This is a genomic window from Gillisia sp. Hel1_33_143 (assembly GCF_900104765.1).
Taxonomy (GTDB): Bacteria; Bacteroidota; Bacteroidia; order Flavobacteriales; family Flavobacteriaceae; genus Gillisia.
The window spans coordinates 717108-743625 of the sequence record NZ_LT629737.1 but is presented as its reverse complement, the minus strand read 5'-3'; the positions used below and the strand labels follow the sequence as shown (position 1 = coordinate 743625).

20 protein-coding genes are annotated in these 26518 nt (G+C 33.7%); 6 read left to right on the top strand and 14 right to left on the bottom strand.

The genetic code is table 11. The annotated features are described in order from the left end of the window. Nucleotides 1–415 precede the first annotated feature (415 nt). A complete protein-coding gene (gene yidD / locus BLT84_RS03325) occupies nt 416–709 on the top strand; it encodes a membrane protein insertion efficiency factor YidD (RefSeq protein ID WP_091262889.1) in 294 nt (97 codons plus the stop codon). Nucleotides 710–793: 84 nt separating this feature from the next. On the opposite strand, the gene BLT84_RS03320 is transcribed toward yidD, so the two are convergent. After that, complete coding sequence (locus tag BLT84_RS03320; protein ID WP_034887506.1) at nt 794–1954, bottom strand: response regulator; 1161 nt, start codon at nt 1952–1954, stop codon at nt 794–796. Nucleotides 1955–2120: 166 nt separating this feature from the next. Here BLT84_RS03320 and BLT84_RS03315 point away from each other — a divergent pair, with 166 nt between their 5' ends. The 3 genes from BLT84_RS03315 to BLT84_RS03305 are packed head-to-tail and all read left to right on the top strand — an operon-like array spanning nt 2121 to nt 7968. Then, nucleotides 2121–5219 carry a hypothetical protein gene (locus BLT84_RS03315; protein WP_091262887.1) on the top strand — a complete coding sequence of 1033 codons (3099 nt, stop codon included), beginning with the start codon at nt 2121–2123 and terminating at the stop codon, nt 5217–5219. After that, nucleotides 5216–6418 (top strand): hypothetical protein, encoded by a 1203-nt coding sequence (locus BLT84_RS03310; RefSeq protein ID WP_091262883.1) that lies wholly within the window; start codon nt 5216–5218, stop codon nt 6416–6418. Before BLT84_RS03315 ends, BLT84_RS03310 begins: the two co-directional genes overlap by 4 nt. A 59-nt stretch (nt 6419–6477) precedes the next feature. Continuing rightward, nucleotides 6478–7968 carry a cellulase family glycosylhydrolase gene (locus tag BLT84_RS03305; protein ID WP_317039994.1) on the top strand — a complete coding sequence of 497 codons (1491 nt, stop codon included), beginning with the start codon at nt 6478–6480 and terminating at the stop codon, nt 7966–7968. Here the strand turns inward: BLT84_RS03305 and BLT84_RS03300 are convergent. The 3 genes from BLT84_RS03300 to BLT84_RS03290 form a co-directional block, all read right to left on the bottom strand. Next, on the bottom strand, nt 7949–9145 hold the full coding sequence (locus BLT84_RS03300) for a glycosyltransferase (protein ID WP_091262879.1): 1197 nt from the start codon (nt 9143–9145) through the stop codon (nt 7949–7951). The two genes, BLT84_RS03305 and BLT84_RS03300, sit on opposite strands and share 20 nt — an antisense overlap. 88 nt (nt 9146–9233) lie before the next feature. Continuing rightward, entirely contained in the window at nt 9234–10484 is a 1251-nt protein-coding gene (locus BLT84_RS03295) for an oligosaccharide flippase family protein (protein WP_091262877.1), read from the bottom strand. A 14-nt stretch (nt 10485–10498) separates the two neighbouring features. Beyond that, nucleotides 10499–10810 (bottom strand): STAS domain-containing protein, encoded by a 312-nt coding sequence (locus BLT84_RS03290; RefSeq protein ID WP_091262875.1) that lies wholly within the window; start codon nt 10808–10810, stop codon nt 10499–10501. Nucleotides 10811–10956: 146 nt separating this feature from the next. Here BLT84_RS03290 and BLT84_RS03285 point away from each other — a divergent pair, with 146 nt between their 5' ends. Continuing rightward, the gene (locus BLT84_RS03285) at nt 10957–13011 is read left to right on the top strand and encodes a tetratricopeptide repeat protein (protein ID WP_091262872.1); all 2055 of its coding nucleotides are present in this window, start codon (nt 10957–10959) and stop codon (nt 13009–13011) included. 8 nt (nt 13012–13019) lie between these two features. Here the strand turns inward: BLT84_RS03285 and BLT84_RS03280 are convergent, their stop codons facing one another. The 10 genes from BLT84_RS03280 to BLT84_RS03235 form a co-directional block, all read right to left on the bottom strand. Continuing rightward, nucleotides 13020–13436, bottom strand: a complete 417-nt coding sequence (locus BLT84_RS03280) for a response regulator (RefSeq protein WP_051931065.1) — start codon at nt 13434–13436, stop codon at nt 13020–13022. A 12-nt stretch (nt 13437–13448) separates the two neighbouring features. Then, complete coding sequence (locus tag BLT84_RS03275; RefSeq protein WP_091262870.1) at nt 13449–15212, bottom strand: ATP-binding protein; 1764 nt, start codon at nt 15210–15212, stop codon at nt 13449–13451. Between the two features lie 284 nt (nt 15213–15496). Continuing rightward, the gene (locus BLT84_RS03270) at nt 15497–17947 is read right to left on the bottom strand and encodes a DUF4114 domain-containing protein (protein WP_091262868.1); all 2451 of its coding nucleotides are present in this window, start codon (nt 17945–17947) and stop codon (nt 15497–15499) included. Between the two features lie 407 nt (nt 17948–18354). Further along, complete coding sequence (locus BLT84_RS03265) at nt 18355–19062, bottom strand: LytR/AlgR family response regulator transcription factor (RefSeq protein ID WP_034887525.1); 708 nt, start codon at nt 19060–19062, stop codon at nt 18355–18357. A 12-nt stretch (nt 19063–19074) separates the two neighbouring features. After that, complete coding sequence (locus tag BLT84_RS03260; protein ID WP_231929445.1) at nt 19075–19377, bottom strand: Hpt domain-containing protein; 303 nt, start codon at nt 19375–19377, stop codon at nt 19075–19077. A gap of 14 nt (nt 19378–19391) precedes the next feature. Beyond that, on the bottom strand, nt 19392–20432 hold the full coding sequence (locus BLT84_RS03255; RefSeq protein ID WP_091262865.1) for a sensor histidine kinase: 1041 nt from the start codon (nt 20430–20432) through the stop codon (nt 19392–19394). Further along, nucleotides 20429–21556: an FIST signal transduction protein gene (locus BLT84_RS03250; RefSeq protein ID WP_091262863.1), complete on the bottom strand. Its 1128-nt coding sequence runs from the start codon at nt 21554–21556 to the stop codon at nt 20429–20431. Before BLT84_RS03250 ends, BLT84_RS03255 begins: the two co-directional genes overlap by 4 nt. Continuing rightward, nucleotides 21553–23925, bottom strand: a complete 2373-nt coding sequence (locus BLT84_RS03245; protein ID WP_091262860.1) for a PAS domain-containing sensor histidine kinase — start codon at nt 23923–23925, stop codon at nt 21553–21555. Before BLT84_RS03245 ends, BLT84_RS03250 begins: the two co-directional genes overlap by 4 nt. Next, nucleotides 23903–24466: a heme NO-binding domain-containing protein gene (locus tag BLT84_RS03240; protein WP_034887533.1), complete on the bottom strand. Its 564-nt coding sequence runs from the start codon at nt 24464–24466 to the stop codon at nt 23903–23905. The genes BLT84_RS03245 and BLT84_RS03240 overlap by 23 nt, the downstream gene beginning before the upstream one ends. A 2-nt stretch (nt 24467–24468) precedes the next feature. Next, on the bottom strand, nt 24469–24882 hold the full coding sequence (locus tag BLT84_RS03235) for a response regulator (protein WP_034887535.1): 414 nt from the start codon (nt 24880–24882) through the stop codon (nt 24469–24471). Nucleotides 24883–25288: 406 nt separating this feature from the next. On the opposite strand from BLT84_RS03235, the gene BLT84_RS03230 reads away from it, so the two are divergent. Then, nucleotides 25289–26440, top strand: coding sequence for a PepSY-associated TM helix domain-containing protein (locus BLT84_RS03230; protein ID WP_091262858.1), 1152 nt, complete (start codon nt 25289–25291; stop codon nt 26438–26440). The last annotated feature ends 78 nt before the right edge of the window (nt 26441–26518 follow it).

Sequence of the window (26518 nt, the reverse complement as noted above, 5' to 3'; positions counted from 1 at the left end):
TGGTGATAACGCATCTGAATATTTCTTACCAGCTTAATAATCTGAAGATTATAGTTAAGGAGATTGAAAAAATCATATAAAAGAGATGTTGCCTATAAATGTCTATAATGTTAAAAAAGCGAGAAATGATCGAAGAATTTTTAAATCAACCATTTTTCGGCGTGAATTTTGAAAGATCGTCATCAGAATTAATAATAAGGCTTCAGTTACCCTACTTTCTGAATTTTAACTTAAACCATACTTCTTGTATGGATTGCCGTAAGGAAATTAAAAGTTATGATAGTATTTTCGGAAAGATATAGTACCCCATCAAATTTTATAATTGAGTGTCGGATTTCTGCAAATACCACGTATTCTCTTATAGCTGGTAGCGAGTGGAAACGGTACTTGATTTATAATTTTTAAAATTCTGAAAATGAGATATCTTCTTCTTATTAGTATAGAAATTTTCTGGAAAATGGTACCCGAACCTAAGAGGCCTAAATGTTTATATAAGACTACCTGTTCTCGTAAAATTTATACTGTTACTAAAGATCACGGTTTTATTGAAGGTCTAAAGATCGCGCTGTACAGGTTTAAAACCTGTAGACCTGGATATTCTCTTTTTGAAAACCCGGTAACAGGTAAGAAGCAAATGTTACTGGCAGACAATAGTATTTTGCCAGAAGAATTAATTGCAGAAAGGTATTTAAAGAAACAGTTTGAATAAATATAAAAGACTCCTCTAACCATGTTTAGAGAAGTCTTTTCAGAATTTAATCGGGTATTAATAGTTTTCTTTTATATAGTAAATTTAGGATGCTTTTTGGAATGTGTTTTTTCCTGTATAGTTCCAGTAGATATGTATCAATTGAAATCCAATTTTAGCAGAATCCTTCATAGAAAGTTTAGATCCGTCTGCGTGTATCCATCTTTTTAATGGTTGCTCACATATAATATCTCTGGCTTTTTCTTTACCAAAATGATGCTTCATTCTCATAAATATTTCAACATCAAATAGCCACTTTGTAAGGAAAGGTTTATTAAAAGCAATCGGGATCAATTCTTTTCTCATGATCTTTGCTCCACATTGAGTATCTCTAAAAGACATTCCTAGAATGTTGCAAATAATAAGATTAATGGTCATACTAATTAGCTTTCTTGCACTTTCTTTAGTGATATTTGCTCCCATTCTACTTATTCTAGAACCATTTACAATTTGAAAATCTGTGGTAGAAATTGTTTTTACCAGATCATCAAAATCTGTAAGGTCTGTAGAAAGATCTGCATCTAAAAAGCCTAGATAATCTAGATCATCATATTGTGCCATATGCAAAAGCCCTTGTCTTACAGCCTCTGCTTTTCCTCCATTTTTCTCACAATCATAGATACTTATGTAGTGTTCTCTTCCGGCACGTAATTGCTCTAATACTTCTATGGTCTTGTCTGAACTTCCATCATTCACAAAACAAAAGTGATATCCAGAATTTCCTTCTATGAAATCTATAAATTCTTTAGATTTTAATCTCTTTTCTTCATTATAACAAGGTATAACCACACCTACACATCTATTTTGAAGAATAGAGTTGGTAGTAATAATTTTTTCGTTTTCTAAAGCAGGACCTACCAATCTTTTAACTCTAGCAGAGATCTCATCCAAGCTAAGAGGTTTTTTCATAAAATCATGAATGCCAAGCTCAAAAGCTTCTAAAAGGATCTTTTCATCGGTATTACCAGAAAGAACCATAATAGGAGTTTCGTCTTTAAGCCAATTTCTAATATATCTTATAATTTCAATTCCAGAAGTTCCAGGCATATTAATATCTAAGATTAAAAGATCTGGCTGAAAACTTTTATAAAGTTCTAAAGCACTTTCAGAATGAGTTGAGGTTTTTACCTCATACCCGAGATCTTTCAATCTCTTTTCTAGAGGCATTAAAACTAATTGCTGGTCATCTACGGCTAATATTTTCATGGCGATTAAGATTAAATTCTGATGTAAAAGTATATGGATATACCGATCATAAATTCTATATTAGATAAATGCGTAGGTTTGATTCGATGAATGGAACGTTCGATACGATGATTGAATTTGATGCCTTTTAAGCTTCACTTATCTTTATGTCAACTAATTACAATACATGCAAGGTCTAAAAGAAGCCACCAATAAATACTTAATTGCTGCCTTAATCATAGGAATAGTGTTTCATTCTTCCAGTATTTTCTTCACCTTAGAAAATACGTATGATGCACTTATACACCTATTTTTTGCAGAGCATTATTCTAACAATTGGTTTGAACCTTGGAACTATAAATGGTATACGGGGTTTACAGTAATGGGATATCCACCGCTGGTACATCAGGCCATTGCGCTGTTCTCCTATATTGGCGGACTTAAATTTGGGCTATTTACCACAGCTATAATAGCGGTGATCTTATTTATTACCGGGGTTTATAGATACTCTTTGCTTATTACCGCTAATAGAAAAGTAGCTGGTTATGCTGCTTTACTAGCAGTGTTTTCATCCTCTTTTGTAGAAACTTTGCATATTTTTGGACAGCTCCCAAGTATCATAGGCCTCTCTGTGCTTATGCATTCTTTGCCCGAGATCTATCTGTATATTAAAACAGGGAAGTGGAAGTATTTTCTAAGAGCCGTTTCTTTAATAGCGGTAACAGTAACATCGCATCATGTAACTCCAATTTTTGGAATGATATTTTTTATCTTTCCTTTAATAGGAATGGTGATCATGGATCATTCAAGAGAAATTGCAGGCTCATTTAAGGATGTAACTTTTAGGGTATTTCTAAATTCGTTTTTCAAACTTTTTAAAAGAATAGTAATCTTTGGCTTTAGCTCTCTATTCCTTATAGTTTTTTGTATTCTGCCGTACTGGATAAATTCAAAGAATAATCCAATTACACAAGTACCAATTCCGCATGGGAGTAGAGATAGTTTTATAGAGGTTACTTCTTCTGGTTTAGTGTTCTTTATTATTCCATGGGGAATCTTATTTTTTCTATTTCCATATATTATTTATCGCTATTTTTCTAAGAGATATATATTTTTTGGATTATCATTTCTGATGTTATTTATATTGGGAACCGGTGGAACCACTCCAATTCCCAAGCTTCTACTAGGCGATACTGCCTTTAATATTTTAACCCTAGATAGGTTTACCCTTTGGGGCTCTATAATGGCGCTACCCATGTTTGGAGAATTTGCTTATAGGTTTTCTGAAGGTGATCTAAAACAAAGAATTCAGGATAGGTTTGGAGCGGTGTACCATAGATTAATAGGTGGATTTCTTGTAGCTGTGTTCTTATTTATAAGTGTTTTCACCCTAAGCATGAGCTATTTTAGGCCAATGCAGCCGCAGCAAATAAAATCGCTTCCTATTATTAACTTTCTAAATCAAGATCAGCACGATCATTGGAGATTTTTAACCCTTGGTTTTGGAGATCAAATGGCATGGCTCTCTGCTCAAACAAAAGCCCTAACGGTAGATGGAAATTATCATTCTGCACGTAGATTACCAGAACTTACCACAAGAGCTGTAGAACGCTTAGAGAATTCAAAGTTTAGAGGAGTAGAAGGTATAGGTTCATTACAGCAATTCTTAGCGGTACCAGAGAAATACAATTTAAAGTACATTTTCTCTAATGATAAGTTCTATGATCCAATTCTGTATTTTAGTGGGTGGCAAAGATTACAACAGCTGGAGAATGGGATTATGGTATGGGAGAAGCTTAATGTACCACCCCTATCCAAGGTTATTAGCATAGAAGATGTACCGCTATTTCTAAAATTAATGTGGGGCATCATTCCAATTCTAACCGTTATAATTGCTTTTATCATAAATTTCCAACTTATTTGGTGGAATACTTTAAAAACGAAGATACCTGCAAAACCAGATTTTCTAAAATATGGAATTGAATATAAAAGGTTTAATCCACTAATTGTAAAGATCAATCATTTATGGGCTTACGGGCTAACACTGCTTATTTTGGCACTTTCTGCATGGGTTTATTTTGAAAATAGCACTCAAATTAGCCCAGAGAATGTAGTGGAAGCTTATTATGATGCCCTAGATTTTAAAGAATTTGAGAGAGCACATAGCTATTTAGATCCAAATTCAGGTAAAAACCTTTCACAATATATGCTGGAAGTATCTGTAACCGATGGTATTTTGAGCTCTTATGCTAAATTGGATAGTATACATGTAGAAATTGAAAGTGTAAACGATTCTGTTGCGATCGCCAAAACAGCTACCAATTGGATCACAGCTTTAGAAATGATTAAAAAGGAGGATGTTCATTATCTTAAAAAAATTAAGAATAAGTGGTTTATAGAACCGGCAACAATAGATAATGATCTACCACCAGATCAGTTCTTTTCTGAGAATAACACAAAGTTCTATAATCATGGAAGAAGAAAGATCTCTACCCAGCAAACTTACCATGAAGATATATTAAAGCAGCCTGTACTAGAAGTGCTTTCTGCTAAATTGATTGAGTACAATGGTAGATATGCCATTATAGGAGAAATTCAGAATATAGATTTTATGCCGGCAGATGTTGTTATTAAAGGTACTTTATATGATGAAGCTAATAATGAACTGGCATCTTATAATGCCAGACAAACCATGAATCATAAATTAATGCCGAAAGAGATCACTAGCTTTAGAGTAGATTTTGAAGGCATAGCTTGGCTGGAGAAGAATTCTGCTATTCCAGAAACTTTTGATCCTGCACAATTTACTCCCATTTTGCTAAAAGATAAGCCCGTAAAATTCAACTTACAGTGTGCAGGGAATGTGGCTATTACAGATCTTTATAAAAGTGTTGCCGTAAATTCTATGGGAGTGGAAGGGGAAAGACTTCAGGGTTCTTTATTTAATTTTGGGGTACAGGAAGTTACCATTCCGCAGGTATTATTCTCTTATTATAATGAGCAAAAGGATCTTATTTGGGTAGAACATCTATATCTGCAAAATGGAATACGGGTGCAAAGAAAGCAAAGTTTCTATAATGATTTCCCAAAGCTTAATGGTTTGAAGATCATTGATGATTCTATGAAAAATGTATTTGTTAACGGACTTCCAAATACTTCAATAGCCGGGAAAGTGATCCCAGACCGAAACGCAGAGCAACTCAATTTGAACTTGCAGCGTGTGGAGGCAGAAACGTTTAATTATATAAAGGTAGATTTGAATAATTATATTGGCAATCCAAGATGAGAAATATTCTTATTATAGCATTTCTAGTACTCTTCAGTAATTTTTCTGAAGAAGGTAGGGTTGTGGATTCAACAGGTAATCAACTAAAATTTAAAGCTTTATATGAAACAGGTGAAAAGATAAGAGTTGAATTTGACTCAACTAGCGTAAAGACATTTATGAATTTACAATATTCTTACGGGAGTACAATTATTACCCCTACAGAAGATGATCAAAAAAGTTACTTTCAAATCCCGTCTTTTATTTCAAACAAGGCTGGATTGGTTTCCTGGCAATTAATACGCGATGGAAAAATTCTTCAAAATGGTTCTTTTACCATTCAGCCAGAAGTGCAACCAATATTGATAGAGACCTATTTTGGACCTAGAAGTATACAAGCTGGAGATAGAGATTTTAGTATGCTGGTTGCTATTCCCACAGATAAATTTGATAATCCAACGCCAGATAATACCACGGTGGATATAGCCGAGTTCTTTTTAGGAGATCTTCAAAATACAATACAACTCACAGAGAATATGTTTAGTTGGAAAAATATTTTCAGTAAACATACTTCAGCAAAAATTCTTGTGGGCGTAGAAAGTAATGATATTCAAACTAAAGAACTGGTAAGTTTTGTATATCCATCTACCGCAACTGATTTTAAAATTCTAGCACAGAGACAACATAATTTTGCAGATGGTAATCAGATAGCCAGTATTAAAACTACTATTTTAAAAGATGAATTTGATAATATAGTGTCTGATGGAACCATGGTAAATTTTATAATTACTAATAATGCTGGTGCTATTTTGGAATCTTCCGCCGGGAGCATAGATGGAATAGCTACCGTAAAAGTGTTGCACCCTAGCGCGGAAGATAGCTGGGAGATTCAGGCAAATGTAACCGGAATGGCTCAAAGTGATATTCTTCAACTTAATTTTAAAGCAGCATTAGAAGATTTCCCAATAGTACTTCTGGAGCATGAAAAAATACTAAAAGTTGGACCTATAAAAAGTTTTATGAATCAGATCATTCCGGATGGGGCTGAAGTAGTTTTAAAAATTGAAAACAGTAAAGGTGATGTGGTGGCAAGAATGATTGAGACTTCAGAAACCGGAATTGTTGAATTTGAACTGAACAATAAAGATCTTAGATCAGAAAAATATACTTTTAAGGTAATAACCTTGGGAGTATCCAAATCTATTCAGGTAACATTTTAATGCGAGAAAAGATCAATAAAAATCTATATAGGGCTTTAATAATTCTTAGCTTCTTAGCTTTGAATGGGCTAATAATCTTTGGAATTAGCTCTGTGTTAGGTTTTCTAAATACGGGAGCAGAGAGATCTACCATGTTGCATACCGAGATTAAAGGCACAAGAATGTATCTTCCTAAGATAATATGGGATACTACTAACGTGGAAGGTAGACCTATAGAAAAAGAGCGTTTACAAGAAATTGAGCGCGATTATCTTAATGCATGGTATGTAAAACAAGTTGCTCTTAGTACCAATAAAGATGATGGAATTGCAGATTACTATACAGATAGTGCTCGGGTAAACCTTTTTAAGAATCTCAAATTTAACAAAAAAGAAAAATTACATTTTAAATCAACTTCTGTAGAACACCATCCAAAATTAGAATTCTACAGTGCAGACGGTCAATTTATTATGTTCACAGATAAGAATGTGGTGGAATATAGGCACTCATTTTTAGATGAACAATCTATAGCAACGGTTACAGATACTGCTACCTATAAGGTTATAATGCTGCTGGAAGATGGATTTTGGCGAATTAGACATCAGGTAAGAATTGCTCCAGAAAAAGTGGAGGTGGTGAACAAACCGCAAATAAACTGGAAAGTAGAAAACAAACAATTGCTTTACAATGGAAATCCCTTTGATATAAAAGGTATTAATTATTACCCTCAGGCAACCGCCTGGGATCTTTTTGGAGAAGATTTTGATTCTGATATTCTAGCTAGAGACTTTACCATCATCAAAAACGCAGGATTAAATACATTGCGAATTTTTGTGCCTTATGATGATTTTGGGAAAGCAGATGTTAAAGAGGAGAAATTGAAAAAACTACTTATTTTAATGGATCTTGCAGAAAAATTAGACCTCAAGGTTGTGGTTTGTCTTTTTGATTTTTATGGAGATTATGATGTTCTAAATTGGACTCTTACGCATGAGCATGCGCGCCAAATTGTAACTGCGCTCAAAGATAAAAAAGCCCTTTTGGCTTATGATCTTAAGAATGAACCAGATCTGGATTTTGATAGCAGAGGCGCTCAAAATGTTATAGACTGGTTATCTAATCTAAATAAGATCATTAAAAAAGAAGATCCTGTGCATTTGGTAACGGTTGGGTGGTCTGACCCATCTAAAGCTGAAATTCTTCAAGAAGAACTAGACTTAATCTCATTTCATTATTATAGATCTCCGGAAGAATTTAAAGAAGCATATTCAAAACTTAAAATTGTTGTTAATAAGCCTATGATCTTAGGAGAATTTGGAAGATCTTCTTATTCTGGTATATGGAACCCTTTAGGGTATAGTTTGGATGAACAGGCAGAATATTATAAAGTAATGCAAGCTTTCCTATCTAAAGAAAAGCTTGCATTCATGTCTTGGACATTGTATGATTTTAATGAGGTTCCATCTAATGTAGTAGGAGTTTTACCTTGGAGGAAAGCAAGGCAAAAACATTTTGGGTTTTTAGATGCTTACGGTAAGGAAAAACCTGCTTTTAAGCATATTTCAAATTAGCTTTAGATACTATAATATTGTTAAACTCATCTACATACATCTGTGCTATAGTTTCCATTGGTAGGCTACAGGCAGCTTTATAATTGGTTTTACTAATTTCAATTCTATGCGCATCGCTTTCAATGATCTTTGCGATAGATATAGCTAAGGAATCTACATCTCCTGGTTCAAAAAATTCTCCAGTATATCCTTCATCTTCTACTAAAAGCGCTAGATCTCCCAGATTGGGCATTACTACCGCTTTCCCGTAACTTCCTGCCTGATGTAACACTCCAGAACTTCCTGTGGTAGAAGTGTAAGGAAAGGCAACTACGGTGCTTTCTCCAAAAATTACAGGTACATCTTCTTCTGCAACATAACCTGTAAACGTAATGCCTGGAACATGACTATATCTTTCTTCAACACTTTTTAAGTATCCTAGAGTATTTGGGCTATCTGTTCCTGCAATTACGATCTCCAACTCTTCATTAGAAGTAAGTCGTAATTTTTCTACGGCTTCAATTAAAATTTCTACTTTCTTATAGGTTCCAAATTTCCCGAAAGTCATTATCTTTTTTGGGCCTTTTGGAAGCTCATAGTTTGGTTCTGCTGGAGTTTCAAAAGATCCATGAGGTAAAAGTGAAACATTCTTAGCGTTATACTTCTCATTAAGAACTTCAACATATTTTGCAATGGTTACCGCAACAACGTCTGCTTTTAGAACTACTCTGGTAAGACTAGTGCCTATAAAATTAAAGATGCTTTTTAAGATACGATTATCTGTAAAACCTGCATTGCTAAGATCTACGTGCTCTAGAATGTTGTGTAGTAAAGCTACAGTAGGAATTCCTTTTAACTTGCAAATAAATGGTAGAAATAATCCTAAAGCTGCCGGGATCTTCTTATCTCCAAATTTCATGAATTGTAGATTGAATAAAACAGCATCTGGTTTAGTCTCATTAATACTTTTATAGATATTGATAACATTTTTGTAGCTGTTAAACTTCCAGCTTTCTTTCACTGTGATCTTACAATGTGGCGCTTCGAAATCTAGTTGTTTTGCTTCTGAAGTATGATCTGTTATCAGGATCAGTTCGTCTACTTCCGGATTGTTAGCAAAATGCTTTGCAAGGTGATATCCATACTCGTTAAGAGTTACTTTACTCGGAGGAAATGCGGTTACAAGGGCTAATTTCATGATGCTGTGTTTTAAAGGTTATTATGTTTCTTGATGTAAATATCTAATCTTTACATCTGTATAAGAGATATTTTCGGTAGATGGGGATTTACTTTCGGTGAAATATTCCTTTGTTCTGATAAAGGAAATAAGAGACTTGAATAAATAGTAGAGAGATCATGGCAATAATTTGTAGATCAACCACTTGAGCTAAGCTATTATGCCAAATACTAAGCATGCTCAGTTGAACTACCCCAAAGATCCCAGAAAGTAATACCGGAATATATTTATCTAGCGAAAGGAAATAGTATACAAATACATTGGCGATTGCAAAAAGAGAACTTGCTAAGGCATATTTCCATAACAATCCTGCAATCTCTAAATACGCTTCTCCAAACATCATACGAATGATCAATTCAGGAAAAAGCATAGTTGTAACTACCACTGCTAAAGCAAGAAATCCTATCATTGTTAAGTATTTAAAAAACAACTTGGTAGTATCTAATCCGGCTTTAGATCGTTTTACAACTTCGGGTAATAAAAGCATTACAAACATCCAGGCTACAAAGTAAACTAGTCTACCAATAAGTGCCAAAGAAGCATAAAGTCCGGCTGTGTTTGCATCAAAATAATGTTTTACCAATAAGATGTCTCCATTGTTTATCAAGATCTGGGTAAGCTCGTAAAAGGCAGTTATAGCCACAAACTTCTTTAGGTGAGATAATTCATCCACAGATATTTTTGGCAGATTGGCAACGTTTATTTTCTTATAAGGCATTAAGCCAGGTATAAAAGAGATCAATATTCCAAAGGAAATTAGATCGGCGCTGTTGAATGGAAGTATTAAAATAAGGCTTAAGGTTAGAAATAAGCGAGTAAGCATTTCAAATTGATAAGTAAGAGAAAGCTTTATAAAATCTTGTTCTCCTTGAAAAAAACCTCTATTCACACTCATTACAAAGTAAAGGGGAACACCCACACCAAAAATACTGAACATTAAAGACGAGCTAGTTTGAAACCAATTTTTGAGCTCTCCAGAAAACAGAATAATCAAAAGTCCTGTTATAGAACCTACGATAAATCCCCATTTTCTGGAAACCTTCAAAAATGACTCTCTTTTTGCTTCGTCAAAACTTCCGGTAAATTTGGCTACCGTGATCTGCAGGGTCATTGCCAAGAAAGACAGAATAAGTAAAAATGTTACCAAAATGGCTGCATCTGCAAAGGCTTGTGGTCCAAGCAATCGCCCTAGTACCAAATTATATAGATAATTACCCACATTAACCAAAAGGGCACTTATCATAAAGATCTGTTCAGATTTAAGGTTGAAGCTAAAAGACTTAAGTTTTAAGGTGATCATGGTGGTAGATTTTATTATGCTGAATATTTTGATGCATTAAAAGTGGAAAGCGTTATGCCAGAACCAAATAAGGTAGTGTTGATCTTGGCATGTGGCGCACTTAGAAAGCTTATGTGTACCCCATTCTCTTTGGCATATTTGGATAATCTTTTTAACTTTAGGATACCCGTCATATCTATAGTGTCCAATTTTTCTAAGCTTATCTTTATGCGAGTATTCATTTTAAGAATGATCTTAAAATATTTGATTACTTGATTTGTATTATCAGATGTTAGTCTACCTGTCATTTCAAAAACTCCGTTGTTAACTCTTATAGATAGTGCCATAATTTGAGGTATTATATTAATACTGATGCTAATATCTTGGTAATTTCAATGTATATAGATTAACTTTCGATGATTGGTAGTTTGCTATAGGTGAATATGACAGATGTTTATTTAACTTGCTAGTGTCCAACAAACCAGCCTACATTATGATAGTTACCCAACGATTTTTAGTTATTCTAATGCTTTTCTTAGGTCTTGGAGCTTCTGCTCAAGAGATGCAAAAAGGTTTTGATCAATTAGAAAAAGGAGAATTTGCAAAAGCAGAAATGTTCTTTGCAGATATTCTTAAAGAATACCCAGAGAATAAGACCGCTAAACTATGTTACGGGCGTGCCATTGGACTTAATGATCAACCGCAAGAGGCTATAGCTTTATTTGAAGAAATGTTGGTAACATATCCAAACGATCTGGAGATCCAACTTAATTATGCAGAAAGCCTACTTTGGAATAAAGATTATAAAAAGGCAAAATCCTACTACGCAAATTTAGTAGAAGAACATCCAGATAATTTTGGTGCATTATTAGGCTATGCAAATACATTAAGCAATTTAAAAGAGTATAAACCCGCTTTAAATTATATAGAGCTGGCTTTAAAGAAATCTCCCGGGAATCCAAGCGCTAAGATCTCTCAAAAATATATTAGACTTGGCTATGCAAATCAAGACTTGCAGGAAAGGAACTATGAGAGTGCTTTGAACTTTTTAGATGACAACCTTACCGACTTCCCTTTAGACAAAGAAACCTTATTAAATAAGGCCAATCTTTATCTTATCACAAAAAATGGATCTGCAGCCAAGAGCGTTTACGAGGAGCTTGCTATAAATAAGAATGATAGTATTCTTGCTTTCAGCGGAATTTCTTTAGCGTATCATATAGATGAAGATGATAAGACTGCCTTGAATTATGCAGAAAAAGCTTTAGAACTCTCTAAAACCACTAACGACACTTTGCGAAAATTTGAAGCTGAAGAGCGCTATGTACAAGCACTTATCTGGAATTCAAAATATAAGCGAGCTGAAGATTTTCTGGATAGAATGAAAACTAATTATAATGAGCCAAAAAAGATCTTAGCTCTTAAAGCCACCTTGGGGATGTATACCGGAAACTTTAAATCTAGTATCAATAATTACCAGCAGTTATTAGCATTAGACGCTACTTCTTTTGATGGAAATTTAGGGTTGGCAAACGCTCACTTTGCTAATGGCGAGGCGATAGAAGCCAAACAATATGCTAATACAACATTAGAGATCTACAAAAATCAATTAGATGCACAACAATTTTTGGTGAAATTAGATAAGTCTTTTACTCCAATGCTAGAAGAAAATTTGAGTTATTCTTATGATAATGGAAATAACAGAGCACTGGCAACCACCACATCGTTACGATTACCTTTAAGTACAAAATTGGAAGTTTCTGGAGTGTATTCTTATAGAAATACAAAAAACACCAAAGATCTACAGGAAGCCAATTCTAATTATTTCAGCCTTGCAGGAAAATATCAACTACAGCCAGGGTTTGTATTAAGAGCTAATGTTGGATTGGTAAAAGCAACTTCAGAATTTACAGATTTCACCAATCTGGTGGCAGAAGTTGCAGCACAATTAAAACCATTTTCTAGAAATGATCTGGAGATTGGATATAGAAGAGATCTTCAAGATTTTAATGCTGAATTGCTGAATAGAAAAATAGCAGGGAATCATTTCTTTTTAAATAACAACTATTCAACAACTTTTGGTTTAGGTTGGTATTTGCAGTATCTATATACACAACAGAGCGACGATAATACTAGAAATTTACTATTTACCTCTTTGTATTATAATATTTTGAAGAAGCCATTCTTAAAAGGAGGACTTAATTATCAATACATCACCTTTAAAGACCAAGTTCCGGCTATTTATTTTAGTCCGGAGAAATTTCATGCTGCAGAGGTCTTCTTAAGTCTTACACAGAATAATCAGAATAGTAAACTTCTATATGATCTAACCGCAGCCACCGGATATCAATTTATAGAAGATCAAGAAAAACAAGGAACCTATAGACTTCAGGGAAAATTTGGCTATCAAATTTCAGATAGATTTGTAGCAGGTATCTATGGAAATCACAGTAATATAGCTTCTGCTACTGCAGCAGGATTTACGTATACAGAATTGGGGCTAAACTTAAAATGGTTTGTAAGCAAGAAGCCTATTTTTAAATATTAAATATTGGCTTAACAGTTTGGCTGATACCATGTTTTTATTGGGAATTCCCTAATAAGAACTTCAAGTTCTAATTCTGTAATCGGTTTGATAAGATAGCCGGAAAGTTCACTAAATTTTTTGGCTTTTTCAACATCCTCAGGATCGTCAGAAGAAGTAAGCATATAGATTTGGATATTCTTATCTATATCTTTACTTAGATTATTGTATTCTTTTAAAAATTGCCATCCATTCATAAACGGCATATTAATATCAAGTAAAACTACATCTGGTAGCATGGCAGTATTCGATAATCTTGATTTAATACAATTGATGCCTTCTTCTCCATCGGCATACTTTTCTACTACAACTTGTGGATTAATTCTTTTTAAGGTCTTGTCGGTTATAAATTGAAAGATTGGATCATCGTCTATAAGAAAAAAAATCATGGCTATTTAGTTTTAATTGAACGTGATAATAAATGAGGAGCCTTTACCGTATTCGCTCTCTACTCTAATTTCGGCATTTAAAGATTCTAACTGGGTTTTTACCATAAAAAGGCCCATACCCTTACCAGAAACATTTCTGTGAAATCTTCGGTACAATTTAAAGATTTCTGATTGATGTTTTTCAAGATTAATTCCAATTCCATTATCTTCCACTATAAGAATTCTTTTTTCTTTTTGCCTGAGTGTCTTGATCTTGATATAACTTTCTTTAGTTGGATCTCTGTATTTAATAGCGTTGGAGATTAAATTTTGAATAACACTCTGAAAATATATTTTTGAGAATTTAATAGTATTCCAACCGCTTAGATCTATTTCTACATTTACAGTACCATCTAAGGTCTCTACAAACAAACAAAGCGACTGTTCTATAACTGGTTTGATCTCGAATTTTTCTATTTCTATGTTATCATCATTAAGAACTCTCACATAGGTTAACAGGTCTTGAACAAGTGTATTAATACTACCCGATATAGTATTTAATTTTGGAATAATTGTTTTTACTTCTTCATAGTCTTCGGAACCACTTACCATAGAAATGAGTGCAGACATACTTGTAGTTGGAGCTCTTAAATTATGTGCTACTATACTATTGTATTCTTTAAGCTGCCTATTTCTTAATTCTAATTTCGTTTTTATAGATGTGAGCAGCACATTTTGATTTTCAAGCGCTTTCCTTTTCTTTTTAAGTCTTAACAAATAGACCTCTTTTATTTTTTCATTCTTTATTTCACTTTTAGCCACATAGGCAATGATGATAAAAGAAATAAGGTTTAATACAAAGAGGGCTAAATAGAAGTTCATAGAAGCAGCTAATACATCTGTATTTGAAACTCTAGAGATAAGATACCACTCATTAGAAGAAATTAATTTAGAACGATTGCTATCTATTACATTAAAATGAGAAATTGCTTCTTTAAAGTCCAACTTATTTACAATCCAAAAATTCTTTCCGGTTCCAAATTGAGTTTCTTTATCTTGGGTAATAGCTTTCCACGTTTTTGGAAAGTTGGTAGGAAAATCCTGATGGTTATTTGGATCTGTTAGATGTTTAAAAGCTCTGTTGTTATTTTCTGAATTGGCAAGAAATTTACCATTAGAATCTACCAGGTAGAATGTGTAATTTAATTTTTTAGTAAGCGTAGCGAGTAATTCTTTAGCATCGTAGTTTATAACTACCATTCCAAGTTTTTCTCCAGATTTATTAAAAACAGGAGCGCCACCTCTAATCATTGGACTAAATGGTCTTTCTATTTTGCCATTTTCAATATTTAAATTTAATGGAGAGAGATAAATTTCACTGCTATCTAATGCAATGGTCTTTTTAAAATATCCTTCATTTTTTTTATTTTGAAAATTCAGGTCATTTATAATTTTACCATCTTTAGTTCTTATTAGTCGTAGTGCCTCTTCTCCATTTTTTTTAATGAATCTAAACTGACTGTAATGATTCATGCCTACAATAAAATTACCCAGTTGCTCTTCGTATTTTTGGTTGTATCGTGGGTCAAAATCTTCTTTTGTAAAATCATTCTGACTCCAATAAAAGATATTTGCAATTACAGGATTAAGATTTTCAACAATAAGATTGCTTTTAAGCGCGAGTTCTTTTAACTCCAAATTGGAGATGTTCTTTTTTTCATTATAAAATATCCATATAGATAGCAGTAGACTTACTACTAAAAGAGGTAGGTAATATTTAGTAACTCTTTTTATCATTCGGGGAAAATGATCATTGTTATAATTGATTAGATTTTGCCAACTATCAAAAACCCAAAAAAATTATTTAAGGGTACAATTATGAATTTGGCATTCTGGTAGGGCAGAGACTAATATAATATTATTTATTATCGAAATGAGTTAAACATTATTTAAAATGAAATAAAAATTTAGATTTTTTGTGAAAGTTATTATCAAGTTCATATTTCAATAAAAATTAAATAAAAAAAGCCGAGGGAATTCCCCCGGCTCAACTAGCTAACCAACCAATCAACCTAATTAATCTATTTCATCAATAAATTAATAGAAAATCTTTCATTTTTTTCAGTAATTATTAAAGCTTTGTACATTCCCGGCGTCATGTTATACAATTCTACAGGAAATTCTATCTGTGCAGAATTAGGTCTATAACTTTTGCTCCATACCTGTCTACCTTTAAGATCGAATATGATAATATCTGCTGTTAGTCTGGCCTCGGGTAAAACTACAGTAGTATTTGTTTTGAAAGGGTTAGGGTAATTATAGGCATAGGGCTTTTCAATAAATTCATCTTTTGCAAGTTCCTCTGTTGGGAGATTCGGGAGATCTCTAAAATCTGTAAATGATACTTTTTCTAAATTCAACTCAAAATTAGAGAAGCTAGAATAATCTCCAGGAACAGAAAACACTAAGGTTTTTAAAGGTTCATTATTATAGTTCTGGCTACCATTAGTAAAATCTGAGAGTCTTAGGTTTAAAGTTTCCAAAGTTTGATGCGCTTCAATTTTTAATCGAAATCTCTTGTCCCAATCTTGTAGGTCTTCTGTTACCAATATTAATTCAACAGCTTTAGAATTTTTTATATCAAATTCTATTGCCGTAAAAGGGGAACTATCAAAAGCTAGGTCTCCCGGAAGAATTGCTCTAAAAAGATTAACGGTACCATACACCTTTCCGTTAAGTGCTATGTTTCTTTCCAGTCTATGATCTGTAGCAAATTTCTTCTCTGTATCGGGAACTATGTTAAAATTGTCTATTTGAGTTTCTTCTGCCACATAATCTATTCCCCAGGGTCCATCGGCTAAATAAAGCGCGTCTGGTTGCGGAGAGTTATACCCTTTTATTTGTAAACCAACATCAAAGAGGCTACCCGCATCAATTCTTATTTCCTGCTCATAGTCTGATGATAAAGATTGTTGTTTTGTAAAAGAGATCTCTTCATCGAGCTCTGTTTCTCTCAAGTTTCCATCTATCTTAAAGCCTACATCTTTATTCTTGTTCTTCACGATAAGATGAAGCTGGCCATCTTTATAAAACCCACGTTTTACAAAGAGGGTAGGGAACTTGCCAGCTATCTTATCGCTTACCAATGAGTTGTAAGCTAAAAATTTATCTATTATATGCCCTGCAATACTGCTAACCTGGCCCATGCTTCCTCCCCAAACCTGGAAATTTGCAAAATCTCCCGCAGGATAATCTGCGATGTTCCAAAAAGAGTAAAGCTTATTTACATCATCTAAAGAGATAGAAAAATTTACAGCATATTCCAACTGCCCGCTATCTCTTAATATTTTTATCATAACCAGATCATAACCTTTAAGATTGATGGTTCTAATGTCTTCTAAGCTTGCAGAATTCAAACGGTCACAGATCACTTTAGAGTGGTTGTAAATACTCCCTTTGGTCTTAGTGATTAAGGCTGCAGCTATACGTTTATCTCCTTCATAATAATCTGCAGAAAAAACAGCTTCAGCATTGGTAATACCCATAAGATCTTCCGGACTTGAAATTTTTCCCACTTCGGTACCAAACATTCCGGAGGCTGGTAGAAGAGAGGCTAGGTCTACACCATTTGGTCCTTTTTGTAAGGTATTGGCACTCTTAAAATTTTGTTGTTTTGATTTTTGAAATTTATTGTAACTATTTTTAAGTCTGTTGAAGTTACGTTCGGCAATTAGTCCTGCTAATCTTCCATTGCTTTCAAGTCCACCTTTATTGGCTGAACTAACATCTGTAGCACTCTTTATATCTGCATAGTTATAAGACTTAATTGCTTCATACGGGTTTGCGGTAACAAAAAAGATAGCATCATTAAAATCCTGATCACAGTTGCTCCAATCTCTTCTTATATCTTCTATCCCCAGATAAATTCTTTCTTGCTGCTCATCTGCAAGCAACACCATATGTTGTTTTAGATCTTCAGAACTTTCTGGATTGTATTTTGGGTTGGAAAACACCTGAAGGTTCCCTTTAGTAACTTTAGAGCCATTCCATCCATTGGCAAGTAGAACCCAGCCAATTCCGGTTCCTGCTTTAAAATCTCCAATCTTTACTTTATTTCCTTTTCTAAGGCCTCCACCAGAACCACTTGCGGAAACGTTTGGGAAGATAATGGTGATATCTTCCGGTTGAGGTTTTGTTGCAGTAGCATCATTAAGATCATAAGTATAAAATCCAAGTACGTTTCTATAACCTGCACCTTCCTTAACAAAAGTTACCCACACCGCAGCATCTTTTTCTAATTGTACATCATTATCATAACCAGAAGAGATGTAATGAGGATTGTAATCTGGTACCGGATAAGACTCTGGTAAGGCATTCTCAATAAGAGTCATGCTTTTCGGGTTGATATCGTCATTAGCACTTTCCAGATATTCCGGTACACCCAAAGCATCATAACCTCCTAGAAATTTATAATTCTGAGCGTTTATTTGAAAGCTAAAAAGCAAGATTATTATAAGTAGAGGTCTAAGCATAGTTCTTAATTTTTGATAAAATTAGAGAAGAGAGCCATTAATTTTTAATTCTTTCGATGAACTGAAAAATAGTGGAGATGAATGTAAAATTCTAAAAGATGAACGGGTAAGTGGTTGATGTTCTTTTATTTAAACATAAAAGCCGAAGATCTCTCTTCGGCTTTGCATGCACCACGTCAATTACTTAGCTAACCTAAACCAAGCAAAATTATAAATAGCTTCAATTAATTTCTAACTAAAAAAGAGCCAGCCATTCTTAAAGAAATGGATCTTAACGGTAGGGTATCCACTGGCTCTTTTTATTTGGGCTTCTGTTCAAATATAGAACGAAGCCCAGTAGCATATGGGAGAAATTCGGTGGTCGTCAAATATTAATCGACCAATGGAAATAAAGTGTAGATGAATGTTTAGAGAAGATTAAGCCTTTTCATAAGTTCCGGCCTGTTAGACCTACTTACAGGAACCACATCCTTTTCTATAAGAACACTATTATCTTCTATATCTATTATTTTTTGAGTATTAATGATATAAGATCTATGTACTTTAAGGAAAAGATCTAACGGTAATTTATCTTCAATTTTTTTAAGCGTGGAATGTACGGTGTAATTCTTACCAGAGGTCTTAATTTGAATATAATCTCCTTTAGCCTCTATAAGATAGATCGTAGGAATATCTATTTTAATAAGTCTTCTATCAATATTTACATACAGATCATTCTCTGTTTTGTTTATAGAAGAGACAGTATCCTGAGATGTTTCTGGAGCTTTAAAGTTGAGTGCTTTTTGCACAGCCTTATCAAAACGTTCCTGAGAAACGGGTTTCACAATATAATCTACGATGCAATCATACTCAAAGGCTTCAATCGCAAAATTTCTGTCTGAAGTGGTTAAAATGATATTTGGCGGATTTTTCAAGGTTTGAATAAAATCAAACCCGGTAAAATCTGGCATATGAATGTCTAGAAAAATAAGATCTGCAGACTCCTGGTTGAGAAATTTAATGGCTTGTAACGCATGGGAGAATTCTGCTTCAAATTCTAAATGAGGATTTTTTTTAATGAATTGATGAATGATGGTTCTAGCCATTTCTTCATCATCAATTATAAGGCATTTCATATGGTAGGTTATTTAAAGCTGGTCTATAAATAAGAGCATTTGCTGTAAGATCTTTTCAAACTCTTCATCGCCTTTTGAAATACCTTCTCTAAGCTCTGTTTCAAAGCCTTCAGCAAATTCGTAACTCTTCTCGAGACCTAAAATACTAATTTTGTGCTTAATCTTATGCACATTTATTGCAGCTTCAGAAAAGTTATTCTCTTTAAAGTTAATTCTATACACCTCAACTTCTTCCGGCAGTTCTCTTTTCACTACCTCTAAAAGTTTTGCTTCAAATTCTTTATCTCCACCAGATAACTCGTGGATGTATGACATGTTTGGTTGTTCTATCATTTCGGCAGGTTAATATAAAATGTGGTTCCTTCTCCTAGTTTGCTATCTAAACTTATACTCCCGTTATAGTAATCTACAACTTTTTTCGCAATAGAAAGTCCTATGCCGGTGGAAGCCTGATCGTTCTCTATTTTTTCGAATATTCTGAAAATTTTCTTGTGATGCTTTTGTGAAATTCCTCTCCCATTATCGGTAACACTAAATCGCCATTCTAAAGCAGTGCTTTCTACAGAAATTTCTATACTTCCTTTTTCCTTGTCTATGCTCTTAATTGCATTTTGAATTAAATTCTGAAAAAGCTGTTGTACCCTAAATTTGTCTGCTTTTATCTTTGGGAGGTCTTTCGAAATATGAAGTTGTATATGATCTGGTATATACAGCAACTCTTCAATTTCTAATATAAGCTGATGAGTGTCTACCTGATATTGAACAATATCTGCCTCATCTATGGTAGAATAATGTAAAATTCCATCTATAAGCGCATCCATCTTCTCAAGATTATTTAAAATAAGATTGAAATGCTGTTTTCCTTCTTCATTTAATCCTTCAAAATTGTCTTCTATGATCCAATTCACTAAAGAATTGATGCTCCTTAATGGCGATTTTAGATCGTGAGATACGATGTGAGCATAGTCTGAGAGGGATTGATTCTTTTTTTCCAGGCTCTTAAAAAGTTCTTCTTGCTTGGTTACAGCAATCTTTAGATCTTCACTTTGATCTTTTATATAAACCGCCAAATTCTTTACATCTAATTCACCGGTTTGGCGATCTTCATATTCTTTTAGATTTAGTGCTGCAATAGCCAAATGTATGCTATCCAATATTTCTTTTTGGCCTTCTGCTTCTTCTCTTAATCTTTCGTTAGCCTCAAAAAGCTCATCAGAACTTATTTTCATGGCTCGTTGCTGCATATTAAATTGATCTTGATGCGTTTCATAAGATCCATTTACGGCTTTTATAAATTCCTGTAGATTTTCATCTTCCAGAGCATCGGCACCTAAATGTTTAGAGATCTGCCTTCTTAAAAGTGGGTTCATTCGCTTAGTAGGGTTAAGGTCATGGTTTGATTATGTAATTCACACGATTGCTCTCCATAGTATGGTGCAAGCTCTCCATAAGAGTAGAAACCTGTAACCGCTGCGGTATTGCCAATCATTTCTATTACACCTTCTATCTCTTCTTCTACACGTTGATCTAAAACCAATTTTCTGCCAATACAACTAACTAAAATTGCAAGCTCCGGTTTATTTTTTCTGGCATCCATGGCTAATTTTGCTGCCTGATATGCACCTTCAACAAGTCCGTCTGCAGACGCCATCATTAACTGTACTTTAGAGCCTTGAGGTACATCACCTGCAAGAGTCATAGATTGATTTTTTGTATCTATACCAAGTATGGTTCTTACTACTGGTTCTTTTTTTCCTGAAGCTTTAACATGTAATGGATATAAGAGCGATGCTTGAGGCAATTCTGAAGCTTTTTCTCCTAAGTATTTGGAATATAGTTCTAATGCAGGTTTCCCGTCTAATTCAAACAGAACATTATCTTTAGAACTTGTTATTACTCGTTCTGGTCCAAAGGGAATCCATCCGCCAACACTAGAGTATGAAACTTCGATAGTTTCTCCATAGAAACCAATTAATACCACTTCTCCTTCTTTTGGAGTTTGATGGCCTGCTAGGGTTTTTTCAAATCTAGATCCATCTCCACACATTCCTCCGGTAATGACTACATCATTATCAAGATTAGATTCTAATCCTTCAATTAAAGCACTACCATTTACAAAGCTACCTTCAGAAAGTACAAAAACATGCTTCAGCCCTTTTTTAGGAAGTTGAGTAATTAGCTTTTCTCCTATTAACTTAGAGTCTTGCTGATAATCTTTAATATTCTCGGTCTTTATCTTATAATTGCTCTTTTCAAACTCTATTGCAGTTATGGTAACAGTACCTTCTTCAACATTACTATTGCATATCTCTCCGGCAGTAGATCCAAAGACGAGATTGTTATATGGGAATTCTCGCTTTATGGTAGCTATTATTGCTTCATCTTCCAGTAAATAACGATCTGCAAAAACAAAAACTAGAGGATCATTAAGATCAGATCTATCTCCCTTATATTTCCAGTTACCTGCGTTGTATTTAGCCTGTACTACCTTCATTCTGATTTTTTAATTGTAAAGAAAAAGGTAGTTCCTTTCCCATATACACTTTCTAACCAAATTTTCCCGTTATGAATTTCTATGATCTTCTTCACAATACTTAATCCAATTCCGCTAGAGGTCTTACTAGAGTTTACAGAACTAAATATCTTAAAGATCTTCTCAAAATGCTCTTCTTCTATACCACAACCATTATCTTTTATAGAAAAGATATAATGCTCATCATCTTCTTTTACATCTATTTCTATAAGTCCTTCTTCCTTGTCTATATAATTTACAGCATTGCTTATAATATTTTGAAATACCTGTTGCATGCGGGTAGCGTCTGCTTCTATAATTGGAAGGGTACGCTTAATTATGACCTTGATATGATCTGGGATATAGATCATTGATACTATATCTTTTACAAGATCTTGAAGATTTACAATAGTTTTGGACGCTCTATGACTTTCCAGGCTGGAGTATTTTAAGATATTCTCAATAAGATGATCCATCTTTTCTACCTTATTCTGCATAAGATCTAGATTAAGAATTCCATCATCTCCTACCTTATCCTTAAAGTCTTCACGAGTCCAGCTTATTAATGCAGATATATTTCTTAAAGGCGATTTTAGATCGTGAGATACTACATGGGCATAATCGTTAAGCTGTTCGTTCTGCACCTCTAAACTTTTAAGTAGATCTTTTTGCTGTTCTTCTAATTGTTTTTGAGTAGTAATGTCTAAATGAATTCCTATAGAGCCTACAACATTTCCATTTACATCATAATTTGGTGCGCCACTTATAAGCCAATTTCTTAGCTCATTATTTTTGGTCTTGATCTTAACTTCGTAAGAGTCTGAAATGCCTTCCTCTCTTTCCTGATTCTTTTTGTAAAAATCTGGAATATACTCTTCCAGTAATAAAAGCTCTGCAGCTTTTTTACCTACCAACTCATCAATAGAATATCCACTTATATCACAAAAGCTTTGATTTGCCATAATGATATGATCTTCATTATCTACTTCAACAAGACCAAGATTCATATTAGCAATGATATTGCTATATTTATCTTTTTGAGCTTTAAGATTTTCCTTATAACGGCGGCGGATGGTAATATCATCATAACTCCATAAATGTCCCTTATATTCCCCGTTATTAAAGATAGGAATATAACTACGCTCTAAGACTCTGCCATCTACCATTTGCAGCTCTTCTGCTATTACGGTCTCTTTATTTTCCAGTAATTCCTGAATTCTTTTTACAAATCCTTCCGGATCATGAAATTGCATTTTAGATTCTTCTGCAGAGGTTGTACAATCTACGTTTATAAGCGCTGCCGGAGGAGCAGGGATATTGAAAATATCGCAAAATTGCTGATTTGTCAATCTTATTTTTCTATTCTCATCTTCTAATAATATCCCGCTTTGAAGGTTCATTATAATTCTGGAAAGTCTATTTTCAGATTCCTTTAAACGTTCTTTTGCGATCTTCTCTTTGGTGATGTCTTCTACCGTAGCTACTTGATAATCTAGCTCACCATTATTATCTCTAACGGCAGTTACCGAAGTTTTAACCCATAGATAAGATTTATCCTTTTTTAAATATCGCTTCTCTAGCGTGTAGGTATTTATCTTCCCTTCATATAATTGAGATCTTAGTTCCTGAGAGCGATCTTCATCATCTGGATGGGTAATGCTGCTGGCACTATGGCTAAGTAGCTCTTCTTCTGTAAAACCCAGCATTTCACAAACAGCATTGTTTACAAAAATTAATTTTTCAGCTTTAGAATCTGCTAAAGAAATTCCAATAGGAGAGTGATTAAAAACTACATCTAGTTTTCTTTTTTGATCTTCAACAATAGTTTTAATTCTGGTCTCTTCCGTAATATCTCTTGCGATTCCCTGAGCAGCTATAGGTTTCCCAGCTCTATCATAAATAATACTGGCATTTATTTGTACTATTTTCTCCTCTTTATTTTTGGTAAGTATCACTGCATTATAATTATTGAATTTACCCTTATGGTATAATTCTGCAAATGCTGTGTTGGTATATTCCTGAAATTCTTCTTTTACAAGATGTCTTAGATTGAATTTTTCTTTACTGATATCATAACCTAATAAATCTATGGCAGCTTGGTTCATTCGAATTACTTCTCCTGAAATTTCCATAACCACGTAAGCATCAATAATATTTTCAAAAACACCTTCAAGTTCTGATGTTTTTGAATTTAAAAGTTCTTCTAATTTTTTATTTGAAGTTTGAAGTTGTTCAGAAATGTGATAAAGTTCAGTAGATTTTTGCTCCAGAATTTGCTCTGCAGCTTTTCTTGATTCCTTTTCACGATGAAGTGCTCTTTTTAGTATTTCAATTTCTCTGGTTTGTTGCATGGGGCTGCTTGTAAATCAAAAATCTCACTTTAGTTCCATCCTGTTTAACCTTTTCTAATTCTATTTTATAATTAGAATCATAATGCTCAAACGTTCTTTCCATCAAAGCTTTGGCAAACATGTACATAGATCTTTCAGAAAAATACATCATTTCAAGGAAATTATCCTCATGTTTTATGATTTTAAATTTTGGAAGCTCTGCTCCGGGGTATAATTTTCTAACTTCTACATGAATATGATTTTCTATGGAAGCCAACATTTCTATTGGAGAGGTATATAGACTAAAAATATTAGCATGATTCTTCTCTAAAACATCAAAAAAGTATCTTCCATAAGTATATACCAGATCATCTATAGAAATTCCGGTCTCTCCACTAAGATTCACAATGAGACTTTGCATTTCAAAAAAATCATAGGTACCAACAGAGGTATAGATTCCTTTAGAGGGCAATCTAGATCCTTCAATAATATTATCTAGAGTCTCCAGTCCAAAACTGTTCTCTACCATCTCTAAGAATTCTGTAAAAACAATTCCTTTCATAATTAAGGTTTAATCAATTCGTTCTCGCTCCAGTAATTAAGAACAGCATTTAGTTTTTGTACGTATTCCTCATACTTAAGAGGCTTTATTACATAACCTGCAATTCCAATTTCATAGCAAGTTAGAACATCTTTTCTATTATTGGAAGTGGTAAGAATTATGGTAGGAATATATTTAAGAGTCTCATCTGCCTTCAAGATCTTTAGGAATTCTATTCCATTCATCTTTGGCATATTAAGATCTAATAGAATAATGTCTGGCAGTCTATTTTTATCTGACAAAATTTGCAGCGCTTCTTCGCCATCTTTTGCTTCGCGAATGCTATGCTTAAGTTCTATTTTATTAAGAGTACGATTGAGTTTCATCACTTCTATCTCATCGTCTTCAATAAACAATATGTTGAGCTTATTTTTCATTTTCAGTTAGAATAATTGACTAGGAAGTCAAAGATCTACATTTTTATGCTTCTAAATTTGAAACATCGTTGATACAAAATTTAGCTTCGGTGAACGGATATTAAGTGTAGACGAGTGGTAAACAGGAGCGGACTACGTTATTTTAAGTATTACCGAAATTAGTCTTTAAAAGTATTTTTTATTTAATATTATTCTGATGTTCAGGTAATTATATAGGCTTATGAAATATTATTTAAAGTTAGTCTAAATAATTTTGAGGAAATGGTAGAAAGTTTTTAGATTTGGCCCTTAATCTTTAATCAATCTGAATAAGCTTAAGTGAGAAATATTTCTATAATTGCCTTAGCAATACCTACAGTAAGCTAATATTTAAGTAAATACATACACCTGTTTTATCCTCAAAAAAATGAAAAAAAAGAAATCTTATACCTTCCGAAAGTTTATGACAGATGTCCATTTGTGGTTGGGACTTGGGAGTGGTATCATAATATTTCTTGTGTGTTTTAGCGGAACAATGTTGGTTTTTGAGGAAGAGATAAAATCAATTTTTGCTGAAGAATTAAAAATCTCAGCTCAATCTGATAAATTAAGTATTGAAGAATTACAGGAGCAAATGTCTAAAGAAGGAACTATATCTTCTATTGCTATACCATCTGCAGAAACCGAACCTTACGTGTTTAGAATTAAAACGTCCCCTAAAGATAGGCGTGGAAGCAGTTTTATGGTAGATCCATATTCTGCGAAAGTTCTAAAACCACAAAAATCTTCATTAGATGGTTTCTTTGGGAGTATGTTTAGATTACATAGATGGTTGCTTTTAGACAGCAAAATTGGAAGACCTATAGTAGGAGTTGCTACCATTATCTTCTTCTTTCTTAGTATTACCGGGATCATAATTTGGTTTCCAAAAAAATGGAAATGGATGGCTTTTAAACCTGGTCTTAAAATTAAGTTCTCGGCTAAATGGAAACGAATAAACCATGATCTACATAATACTTTAGGATTTTATTCTTGTATAGTATTAGTAGTAATGATCCTTACTGGGCTTTGCTGGTCTTTTGGTTGGTATCGAGATGCAGGAAGTATGGTTCTGGGAACTAAGATCTTTGGTGAAAGGGGAGGTGCTAAAATTAATTCAAAGTCAGAGAATCTGCAGGTACTCAAAATAGGGGAGATCTATGACATTTCGAATCGGGAATTAAATTATTCCGGAAAGACCAATATCACTTTACCGCAAGATCAAAAGGGAGTCTATCAAATTAGAAAGTATAATGAAGCCAACTGGTCTCCGGTAACTTCAGATAATTTGGTACTAGATAGCGATGGGAGCGTGCTTAAAAAAGAACTTTTTAAAGATAAACCTTTAAATGTTCAAATTGCGACCTTAATAAAACCAATACATACGGGTGCGATATTTGGTAAATTGTCTAAGATCGTGTATTTCTTGGCTTGTTTAATTGCTACCAGTCTTCCGGTTACCGGAACTATCATTTGGTGGAATAAGTTTAAGAAGAAGAAAGGCAAAAAGAAGAAAAAGAAAAAAATTGCTGTTCGTTAACGAATTGAAAGAACACTAATTTAATAAAATACCTATCAACCTTATCCACCGGGTGCTGTAAATGGCTACTATAGATTG